The sequence below is a fragment of the Coleofasciculaceae cyanobacterium genome (assembly GCA_036703275.1).
Classification (GTDB): Bacteria; Cyanobacteriota; Cyanobacteriia; order Cyanobacteriales; family Xenococcaceae; genus Waterburya.
Genome location: DATNPK010000048.1, coordinates 1 through 10,262 on the forward strand (window position 1 = coordinate 1; position 10,262 = coordinate 10,262).

11 protein-coding genes and 3 pseudogenes are annotated in these 10,262 nt (G+C 41.8%); 4 read left to right on the forward strand and 10 right to left on the reverse strand.

Translation table 11 applies throughout. The features are described from left to right. Positions 1–93 precede the first annotated feature (93 nt). Complete coding sequence (locus V6C71_08990; GenBank protein ID HEY9768624.1) at positions 94–678, reverse strand: hypothetical protein; 585 nt, start codon at positions 676–678, stop codon at positions 94–96. Continuing rightward, positions 650–1,573 (reverse strand): helicase-related protein, encoded by a 924-nt coding sequence (locus V6C71_08995; protein HEY9768625.1) that lies wholly within the window; start codon positions 1,571–1,573, stop codon positions 650–652. Before V6C71_08995 ends, V6C71_08990 begins: the two co-directional genes overlap by 29 nt. Before the next feature lie 339 nt (positions 1,574–1,912). Here V6C71_08995 and V6C71_09000 point away from each other — a divergent pair. Both V6C71_09000 and V6C71_09005 read left to right on the forward strand, forming a co-directional pair. Further along, positions 1,913–2,747, forward strand: a pseudogene (locus V6C71_09000) (IS1 family transposase). Between the two features lie 62 nt (positions 2,748–2,809). Next, positions 2,810–2,992 (forward strand): hypothetical protein, encoded by a 183-nt coding sequence (locus V6C71_09005; GenBank protein ID HEY9768626.1) that lies wholly within the window; start codon positions 2,810–2,812, stop codon positions 2,990–2,992. A gap of 223 nt (positions 2,993–3,215) precedes the next feature. Here V6C71_09005 and V6C71_09010 read toward each other — a convergent pair whose 3' ends face one another. From V6C71_09010 to V6C71_09040, 7 genes and pseudogenes are all read right to left on the reverse strand, one after another. Beyond that, positions 3,216–4,109: a ParB/RepB/Spo0J family partition protein gene (locus V6C71_09010; GenBank protein HEY9768627.1), complete on the reverse strand. Its 894-nt coding sequence runs from the start codon at positions 4,107–4,109 to the stop codon at positions 3,216–3,218. Then, entirely contained in the window at positions 4,102–4,725 is a 624-nt protein-coding gene (locus V6C71_09015; GenBank protein HEY9768628.1) for a ParA family protein, read from the reverse strand. Before V6C71_09015 ends, V6C71_09010 begins: the two co-directional genes overlap by 8 nt. A gap of 175 nt (positions 4,726–4,900) precedes the next feature. Beyond that, positions 4,901–5,053, reverse strand: a complete 153-nt coding sequence (locus tag V6C71_09020) for a hypothetical protein (protein ID HEY9768629.1) — start codon at positions 5,051–5,053, stop codon at positions 4,901–4,903. Between the two features lie 149 nt (positions 5,054–5,202). Then, positions 5,203–5,943, reverse strand: coding sequence for an SDR family oxidoreductase (locus V6C71_09025; GenBank protein ID HEY9768630.1), 741 nt, complete (start codon positions 5,941–5,943; stop codon positions 5,203–5,205). A gap of 66 nt (positions 5,944–6,009) precedes the next feature. Next, positions 6,010–6,300, reverse strand: a complete 291-nt coding sequence (locus V6C71_09030; GenBank protein HEY9768631.1) for an Atu4866 domain-containing protein — start codon at positions 6,298–6,300, stop codon at positions 6,010–6,012. Positions 6,301–6,475: 175 nt separating this feature from the next. Next, on the reverse strand, positions 6,476–7,060 hold the full coding sequence (locus V6C71_09035) for a carboxymuconolactone decarboxylase family protein (protein HEY9768632.1): 585 nt from the start codon (positions 7,058–7,060) through the stop codon (positions 6,476–6,478). Between the two features lie 453 nt (positions 7,061–7,513). Beyond that, positions 7,514–8,281, reverse strand: a pseudogene (locus V6C71_09040) (SDR family oxidoreductase). A gap of 176 nt (positions 8,282–8,457) precedes the next feature. Between V6C71_09040 and V6C71_09045 the strand changes: the two are divergent. Together V6C71_09045 and V6C71_09050 are read left to right on the forward strand one after the other, a co-directional pair. Then, positions 8,458–9,066, forward strand: a pseudogene (locus V6C71_09045) (AraC family transcriptional regulator). A gap of 4 nt (positions 9,067–9,070) precedes the next feature. Then, complete coding sequence (locus tag V6C71_09050) at positions 9,071–9,421, forward strand: AraC family transcriptional regulator (GenBank protein HEY9768633.1); 351 nt, start codon at positions 9,071–9,073, stop codon at positions 9,419–9,421. Positions 9,422–9,859: 438 nt separating this feature from the next. On the opposite strand, the gene V6C71_09055 is transcribed toward V6C71_09050, so the two are convergent. Further along, complete coding sequence (locus V6C71_09055) at positions 9,860–9,985, reverse strand: hypothetical protein (GenBank protein HEY9768634.1); 126 nt, start codon at positions 9,983–9,985, stop codon at positions 9,860–9,862. Positions 9,986–10,262 lie beyond the last annotated feature (277 nt).

Consider the following 10,262-nt stretch of genomic DNA (forward strand, 5'->3'; position numbering starts at 1 on the left):
CTGAGTTTGGGTAAAATCTGTATTTAAATCCGCGTATTTGTTTCATGCTATGATTTTACCATGAAACTTACTGCGTTGTAAATTTATCGCGCCTTATATCCAACGCTTAAAAGACGTTGGTTTTACGGCGTTTTCTATAAAATTATCACAATTGTAATAGGTAACAGACTCAATCTTAATAGTTTCTCCTACAAAATGCTGATAGCAAGGATTGATAAACCGCTTTTTAGATAAAAAATCAATTAGCTTAATCTGCCATTTGGAAACGGAAGAATAGTGACGAGCTTTAACAATGTTGCATAGCTTATAAAACAAATCTTCCAGGTTCATATAACTAGAAAATTCCCATCCTTCATAAACAAATATTTGATGGAGTGCTGATTTTGGCAGAGTGTCTAAGTTTAAAAGACTAAGATCTTTCAAAATACCCTGATTGATAATTACTACTTGCTCCCCATATTTAATTGAAGATTTACCTTCGGCTTCGTAAGAGAATATTTTCAGTTTAGTCATGAAAGAACCATAGTTTAAATACTTATAAATCCCAAACTTCTGACTAAAATCAATCTCAAAAGTATTGAAAGCACCGTAACGCTCGAATATTTCATCGGGAACTTTTGACAAGATATCTAAAAAAGTATCGCAGTAACTAAGTGACTGCTCCGTCTTCTGCAGCAACTCCTACGGGCGCAGATGGCACATAAGTAGGTGGAATAAAAGGGAAGTAACCATCAACCCTTTCTATTGAATGCAACTGGGTGATAGATTTGTAGAGTAAATCGTTATTAGAGTAACTAACGATATAGTCTAAGAATTGTTGATGCTGGCTTGATTTAACACAAGGTAAAATACTGTCTTCTATAAACTGACGAAGAATATTATTTAAACGACCTGATAAGAGAGAGAACAATTGACTCGACAGACGCTTAATTTCTACAAATTGAGCCTCAACAGTTTTAATAACCTCAATTCTTGGCTGTTTGTTACGAATTTTTTTAGTAGTGAAAACAAAGTAAGTGTCGCAATTGGGACAAATCGCTATTCGTGAATGAAACATTTGCTCACTAATGCGAAAAGAAAACTGACAACTCGGACAGTGCGCGGTGTGAGTTTTCTCTTCTACTGTTGGCTTGCCGTCGAGCGACCATTCAACGCGATCGCTCGGCCAGGGAAGATTTAAGTAAGTATCGCTATGGTCGATGACAATTGCCTCAAGTTTCCCCTCGGCAGTTCTTAAAGCTCTGCCAATAGATTGAAACCAACGCACAATCGAGTTAGTCGGACGTAGATTCTGAATTACCTCGATTCCCACTATATCTACTCCCTCGGTAACAATTGAATATTGAGTAATAACTAAAATATTTCCTGCTGCAAACTCGGTAAAAATTCGTTCTCTTTCTTTTGCTGGAGTCTTGGCATCGATATGTGCTGCACTGATACCACGACGACAAAATTCAACAGTAATGTCTTGGGAATGATTAGTACTAAAGGCAAAAATTACCGTGCGCTTACCGTAGGCTAATTCTAGCCAAGTATCAATTACCTCACCAATAACCAGCTTAGATTGTACCAGTTCGGTTAACTCACTGCGATCGTAGTCGCTTCAAATTCAATACTCATATTGCTTTCCAATTCTACTTACAAGTTTAGATGAAGAAGCAGCATCTCGGTATAGAACTAATGACCTGCCTAGTACTGAACACCTTACCAATTATTTTGAAGAGCCGCCTCAGCAATAGCTGAAGCAGTATAACTATTTATTATACAGAAACTTTCGGTATATTCATTCGTTGCTAATATCTAGAAAAAGTCTGGATATCATGCCGAGTAAGCAAAGTAATTGCACGAAAAAAGAAGGGTAGTCCTTAAAAGGTAAGGATCTAAAATAGAAGATACAGATTATTTGATTTCTATGCCAGCAGATTTACCACCTTGTCCATCGTGTGATTCAGAACAGATTGTCAAAAATGGAAAAATTCACAACGGCAAGCAAAATTATAAATGTCGAGACTGTAGCAGACAATTTGTGAAAGACCCGCAAAATAAAATCATCAATCAAAAAACTAAAAACTTGATTGATAAGTTTTGTTAGAAAAGATTCCATTAGCTGGTATTGCAAGAGTTACAGAGGTTTACAGAACCCTGGTTACAAAGTTACGTTAATGACGGCGGCTTTTGAGTAAGAAGATTCTTACTCAAAACGCGCCTGACAAATATGAATCTGTTCCTAAGCAAGTTGAGGTAAAAACTAAAAAACAAGGAAAATTAACGATTCAGTGTGATGAAATGTCCGTGCATGATACCCCCATTCGAGGGCGACGCGAAGCTAGTGCTTTAGTGCAAGCCGCTTCGCATATGGTCTTTTGTAGGCAATAAAGGCAATAAACAATGGATTTGGTTGGCTTTAGATGTCAAAACCCGAGAAATAGTGGGAATTCATCTTGGCGACCGCAGTAGAGAAGGAGCTATTCAATTATGGCGATCGCTGCCAGCTATTTATCGGCAATGTGCGGTTAGCTACACTGATTACTGGGAAGCTTACCAACAAGTGCTTCCCAGCAAACGTCACCAAGCCGTAGGCAAAAAAACAGGAAAAACTAATTATATTGAAAGGTTCAACTGTACTTTGCGTATCTTGAATTTCTCGATTAGTCAGAAAAACTCTTTCGTTTTCCCAAAAAATTGAAAATCATCTTGGTTCTATATGGTATTTCGTACACCACTACAACTCATCCTTACTTGTTTAGGACTACCAACAAAGCATCTGGACTGAAAGTAGCATTGATTGAAATGAAGTTATTTTTAGACAATGTTGTCGGTATTGGTGATGCTGAAAACGATCGCGACTTCCTCAGCTTGTGCCAGTATTCTGTTGCGGTTGCCAATGCTGAAAAAGAGCGTAGATTTTGTCACCAATGGTAGTCGTGGTGCTGGGGTAGTCGAACTTATTGACAAGTTAATTACCTTAGATTTGTCAGAAGTGGATTTTTAATTGGGGTAAAATTAGCCAGGATGTTATGAGGGGCAAGCTAGTTTTACCCCTAATTATTCCTAATTATTGCTCCGTTTTTCGAATTACAGAAAAATTTCCAGAATTTCTTTTTTTCGCCTAGTTCTCAAAACCACTTGACAGCTGTATTCCAGGGTTAGAGAATTATTAATCCGATTAAACTAAATTGGGTCGGAATATCCCGACCCAATTTATAACCAATAGATTAAACTTCTAAAAGTTGATTTAGATTTTTGAGTAGTAACTCGATTTTGCGACGATTTTTAGGATTATGCCATAGTTCTTTCTTACGTGAGAGTTTGCTATAAGTTTGCTTGACGTTGTTTATTAGTTCGTCAGTAGGTAAATTTTTAAGGTCGTATTGCTTTTTGCCTTGAAGTTGCGAGACTTTAGCTTTGATTTCACTATGAGAAAGATTCTGCTCTATAGCCTCTTGTAGTAAAGAATCTCGAAATGTTTCGTCTTTAATCCTGGCAATTAAAATTCCTTTAGTATAATCTAGACTTCCTCTTTCGATTGCCGATAATATAGCTTCAGGAAGCTTGAGGATACGCAGGCGATCCTTGACAAATGTTGACAAAGATAAGTTTTTGAGTGAAGCAAAAGTCAACTCGACCTGTTCTTGAAAATTGGTCGGAACATCGCGACCTTTTACCATTTTGTAAAGAAGAGAAGTTACATCATCTTTTTCCAATTGAGTATCCAAGCAAATTAGTTTAAGAATCGCCCAGGTTTCTTCTATGGGGTTAAGATCTTCTCGATTGCTATTTTCCTCAATGGCAATAGCTAAAGAGGCGCGATCGCTTAAATCCCTAACCTTTACCTCAATTGTTGATAAACCCAGTAATTTTGCTGCTCTATATCTACGTTCACCAGCTACTAGTTCATATGGGTAATCTTTTCCTTTCACTGGTCTTACTGTGATACTCGTTAGCATCTCGTGTTCTTGAAATGAATCTGCAAGCTCCTGAATCTTTACAGGGTCGAAATAGCGTCGGGGATTCAAATCTGATAGTCCAATTTGGTCGAGATACAATGTGTTCTCAACAATTTCTGGACTCTCAAAATCAGCCAAGATTGCTTTGTTTTTTCTAGGCATCAGCAAAAAATTCCTTAAATAAACTCTCGTATTCATGAGCTACTAGTTTAGAAGCAGCATCTGTTTGGCGAAATGCGGTAGATAGTACCAAGGGAGAATCGCGAATTAACTTAAGTCTTCTAATCTTGGTATCGAGAAGATTTACTTTGTGCTTGTTGAAATAGGCTTGAGCATCACCTGCTGCATTTGACCTTAGATCGACCAAACTTAGAAAAAATGCTGCATGAAGGTTTTTTCTGAGCTTTCGCTTGCGATGAACTATGTTAATCATTTTGATCCCGTCTTTCAAGTCGAGTGCCGAAGGCTGAACGGGTGTTAGCATAAAATCACAGTAATCTAGAACTTCTCTCACTATTTCTGATGCCCCAGGAAGATCTATTACTACGTAATCGGCATCGATACTTTCTGCCAGAGCATACAGTTCATCTGGGTCTTTCTCCTGATAATAGGAGATCTTTAGTTCATCTAACCAGTCATGCACCCCTGTTTGAAAAGATGCATTTATGAACACAACCTCGCCCTCTTTTACCTTATGAAGCCAGTCAGCAAGATGAACCGCAGTGGTTGTTTTACCAACACCACCTTTGGTATTACCTACAGCGATTATTTTTTTCATGTATTTTCAACCGCTAAAAACTTAGCTCATATTAACTTGATAAATGTCAAATTGCGATAAATTATAATTTATTTGGCAAGACAGAGTGCTTCGCACTTGTTAATTAAACATGAGCGTTACCATTAAGCCTTCATTAAACATCCACTTCTGGGTCAAAACTCCATTTGCTGCTGCTTTAAGCCTGTTTACCCACCTCATGCCTTTGTGCTGGTAAATGTCTTTGATAGGCATCCCATCTATATGATAAAATTACTTTGTCATTCATCAAAACCTGTTCGCACCCAGATCTCTCTTGCGTCAGCTTCATCGGCTTGTTATACTGCGTCACTACATGCCGAGTCCTTCAGCACCTGTAGCCGCTGCGCGAGGTGTGCGAAATCCGGTGTGTTTGCATTGATCTGTTTCATTTTTTAGCTATTTATTATTTATTTTGGTAAAATGGTTTTCGCTCAGACGCTCACCTTTGTTAGCTAGTATTTAGCCGCTCTGTCCAATCGGTCGCACGATAATTTCATTCACATCCACATCTGCTGGCTGCTCGATCGCAAAAGCAATGGCACGCGCGATCGCAGCGGCTGGAATAGCCGACTCGCGGAATTGCTCTACCCACTGCGCCGCTTGAGCATCGCTGATAGTGCTAGTCAGTTCAGATTCGGTATTTCCGGGCGAGATGATCGTGACTCGAATATCCGTCGATTCCTGTCGCAGTCCTTCAGAGATTGCCCAGACCGCATATTTGGTTGCACAATACACCGCGGCTGTGGGATAGACCGCATGTCCTCCAATCGAAGATAGGTTGACAAACTGCCCAGAGTGTTGCTGCTTGAAAGTGTGAAGGACGGCGGCGATGCCGTGGAGGACGCCGCGAATATTCACATCGATCATGCGATTCCATTCGTCAATCTTTAACACCTCCAGCTTGGAGAGCGGCATCAAGCCTGCGTTATTCACCACGACATCAATGCGACCAAACTTATCCTTGGCAAAATCGACAAAGGCTTGCATATTTTCGAGGCTGGTCACATCAAGAGCGCGATATACGGCTGAACCGCCTTTGTCGCGAATTTCGGATGCGATCGCTTCAAGTCGATCGGTACGCCGTGCTCCTAACACGACCTGTAAGCCCTTGCCAGCGAGTAGACGGGCTGTTGCTTCACTAATACCACTGCTCGCGCCAGTGATGAGCACGACTTTCTGTGTGTTTTCGTTAATAGTCATGAGCGTGTATCTCCTAGTTGTTTTACAGTTGTAAATCTGAAGTTTATTGGTAGCGGCGGCTTTGGGCTATTTGTTCTCTTCACGGTACAGAACCATGCCGCCATGGTAAAGCACGCCATCGCGAAATTCGCCGTCGGCGGTAAAGCCAGTGTCATCAACGTAATCGATGTGGTTGCCGGTGAGGGTGTAGCTACCCTGATAGGCACTTTGCTTCTGACCGCGTGCTTCGTCGTAACGCCCATTGGGTAGAAGTTCGTGGCGGATGTAGCCGTCCTTTGTCACCCACATACCCACATAGGACTGCTGACCAAGGGTTTGTGTGGCTACTTCGGTTCGAGAGTTTTGAGCTTCTTCCATAGTTTGTGAAGGGGATGATATGTTTTCCAGATTTAAGTAGGAGCGGGGTGAACAGCCAATCATCAGTAGAACGGCGCTGAAACAAAAGGGGGTAATCCTAAAGTGTTTAGGGGGTGGATGAGTTGTGTTGCTCATGTTTTTTCTGTTGAGTTGTAGAGTCTTGGGTGGGACTAGATTACTGAGCAGTACTAGACCTTCGCGAAGACGCAGTAAATACTTCCCGCAATGCTTGCGCTGCATCAATGGAACGGGGAAATCCAGCCGTGACTGTAGTCAGGTAAACGATTTCTTTGAGTTCATCCTGTGTCGCGCCTAACCTGAGCGCATAGCCCGCATGGATCTTTATCTGTGGCAGATTACCCTGGGCAGCAAAGGCGGCAACGGTCGCAAGCTGACGAGTGCGATCGTCTAGTCCTCTGCGCGACCAGACTTCACCGAGGGCGTAGTTAGTGATTGCATCTGCTAAAAACGGGAAGTCTTGGCGCAGGGCATCAAGGACTGGCTGTCCTGCTCCGCCTGACGGCTTATTAATAACTTGATTGCCTCGCTCACAGCGGCTCTGATTTTCGGGCTGCGCTTGTGCCGTCGTTATTGGCTGAGTTTGGGCAGTGGCAACAAGCGGAAAGAACGCAACCAAGAGCGCAACCAGGGTGCAAAGCAAGGCAATAATGATTCTGTTAATCCCTTTTCTCCAGTGAACCTTTCTATGTCTGCGATTGGCTTTGCCAAGCTCCGAAGGATCGCAGACTCGATGTCTCATCTCATTCACAATACTTTTAGCCTCAACTATGAATCTAACTTTGTTTTCTACGTTTTTATTGCTACTGCAATTGGGTTCACGTTAATTTCATGAATTGCAAAGACAAAACTCTGGGCTTCTGCCTCGCTGCTGCGATAGGTCGCGCTCGCATCACCTTCTTCTTAGGAGCGTTTTTTTCAGCGAATCTTTGCTGCTGACTTCGCGCCCTACGTATCTAGCGCAAAAAGTCAGAGCCATCAGTCGCCATCAACAGCCCGCGCAACGTCTTCCCATTCCGCCCAAACCCGCGTGACGTACCCGTAATAAACCATGTCTTCATGTGTACTCCTGAGTTAAAGACTGTTGTTTTCGGATAGCTTCATTACTCATTACGCTACTGGCTCTAGTAATGACTACAACTTTGTTTTCCACGTTTAACATCGTTCTTTTTCCGAAGGTTGAGGGTAGTTAAAATTAGAGGAATTGACCGCCAGAAACTTCGATTCTCTGTGCATTGACCCATCGATTTTCTTCAGATAATAAAGCGGCGATCGCACCTCCAATATCATCAAGAAGACCGACGCGACCCAAAGCCGTTTGCGAGGCAATAAACTTGTTGATTTCTGGATTGTCTCGCACTGCACCGCCACCAAAATCTGTTTCAATTGCGCCTCGAGCCACAACATTCACAGCGATTTGTCGGTGTCCCAGTTCTTTCGCCATATAGCGAGTTAAGATTTCGATCGCACCTTTCATCGTGGCATAGGCAGTATAACCTGGTAGCGTCATTCGAGCCAGACCTGACGAGAGATTCACAATCCGTCCGCCATCATTCATCAACGGCAGGAGTTTTTGAGTGAGAAAAAAAACACCCTTAACGTGGATATTCATCATGTAATCGAATTCTTACTCAGTTGTCTCTGTAAAAGGCTTGTACACCCCTGTTCCCGCGTTATTCACCAGGAAATTAAACCCCTCGGTCTGCCAAGTGATTTGCAGCGTCTGCTGGAGTTGAGTCACGAAATCATCAAAGGTTTTAGTGCTTGACGTATCAAGTTGCAGTGCGACAGCTTTTGCCCCAAGCGATTCGATTTTAGAGACGACCTGAGCGGCTTGTTGAGCATTGCTGTGATACGTCACGATAACATCGACTCCTTTTTGAGCAAGATGCAACGCGGTGCTTTTGCCAAGCCCTCGACTCGCTCCGGTTACTAGTGCAATTTTTGTGCTGCGATTAGTCATTGCCTTATCCTTTGAATGTTTTTTATGGATGTATTCATCTTATGAATAAGAACAAGATTTTTAAATACACAAATCTCGCTATTTATTGCCTAATTCTCTAAAGTCAAGTTTTATAACTAGATTAAGATGCTTTACAATGGCTGTATAAAGATGATTGAATTAGTCGGAAAATTAGCATGACGATTCCCGTTCCGATCACAGACTCCGCCAACGAACAGATTATCAATCAGTGTAGAGAACTGGCGGCACTGATAACCCGCCATACCGATGGTAAGGGAGACGGATTGCATCGAACACCAATCGAGCGGCTAGATTTTGCGCGAGAGTCTGCTGTTTCCACCACATTAACTGGAGTCGGCACACCGATGCTGGCGATCGTCGTTCAGGGCAAAAAAGCAGCATTGCTGGGCGAGAAAACTTATTGTTATGGGGCGGCTCAATATTTGATTCTCTCCGTCGATTTGCCGGTTAGTGGATTTATACTCTAGGCAACCCCAACGCAACCATATTTAGGATTTAAGCTGGATCTCGATCCGCGTCAACTTGGTGAAATTATTACTGCCCAAACCAGCGTAATCGCTAGTAAAAAAGAAACTTCTGTCAGAGGCTTTTTTGTCAGCACCGCCACTGCACCATTGCTCGATTGCGCTCTGAGATTGATAAAGCTGTTGGATACGCCGCGAGATATTGCGATGCTGGCTCCCATGATTACCCAGGAAATCTACTATCGCCTCCTGATGGGCGAACAATGCGAAGCCGTTCGTCAGATTGCTACATACTGGTAGTAATATGCAGCGCATCGCTCAGGTCATCCAAGATATTAAGACCGATTTTACAAAGCCGCTGCGGATTCAGGATCTGGCCGGTCGAGCCAGGATGTCTACTTCCTCTTTCCATTATCATTTTAAGCAAGTGACATCGATGAGTCCGTTGAACTATCAGAAGCAATTAAGACTATTAGAAGCGCGTCGCCTGATGCTGGTCGAAAAATCTACTGCGGCGACTGCTGCCGAGCGGGTGGGTTATGAAAGTCCTTCCCAGTTCAGTCGCGAATATTCTCGTACGTTCGGCGCACCCCCAATTCAGGATATCGATCGGTTACGGATAGCCTTGCCATCGGCTGATACATTGATAGTTTAGATTAAATGTAGACTAAAAGAGATCTCGACCTAGCAAACGTGTTGCAGCGGAAAATGGTAGTGTAGCAAGAGTGTTGAAGAAGCTAAATTTCTTTTCCAAACTCATATTTGTTAATATAATATACAGACCAATTACTAGGTCGTGCATCTGAGTAATCTTAGAAAAGCAAATTGTTTTTCTCTGTAATCTTTTAATTCTAGTCCTCAAAGTCAGATGTTTTCTCTCAATTTTCTGCATCTTATATTTACTGACAATTCTTTCTTCTTTCGATAGATGACGTTGGTAAGTTTTTAAATTATCTGTATAGTTATCTGTATAGTATTTGGTAATTTTAAATGGTTTGAGTAGTTTTTTCAATTTCAAAAACATTCTATCTTCTCTTTTGCCTAATACAAAAGCTAAAATCGTTCCCGTTTGATGATCAATTGCGTGCCATAACTACCTTTGATAAATCTTTTTGCCGACAAAACTTGCCATCTCATCTACCTCTACTTTTCTGATTTCAACTGATAACTCCGAGGTATCAACCTTTTCTAACCATTGACGATTGACATTTTCTATCAAAGATTCTTTTTTTTAAGTTCTTTTATCACCGTATGTGTACTTATTGATAATACTCGTGCCGTGTCTCGAATGCCACTACCACTGACTACCATTTCACCAATTTTTTGTTTGACTTTTGGGTCGCGACCATTATGCTGGTCCTGTTGCAAAAACTTGAGATGAGCCTGTAGTATAATCTAAGTATCGATTATTACTAACAAGATGAACTCAAAGCAGCCATTTAAATGGAAACATTTCCAAGGTGAGATTATTTTACTTGGTGTGAGATGGTATCTCA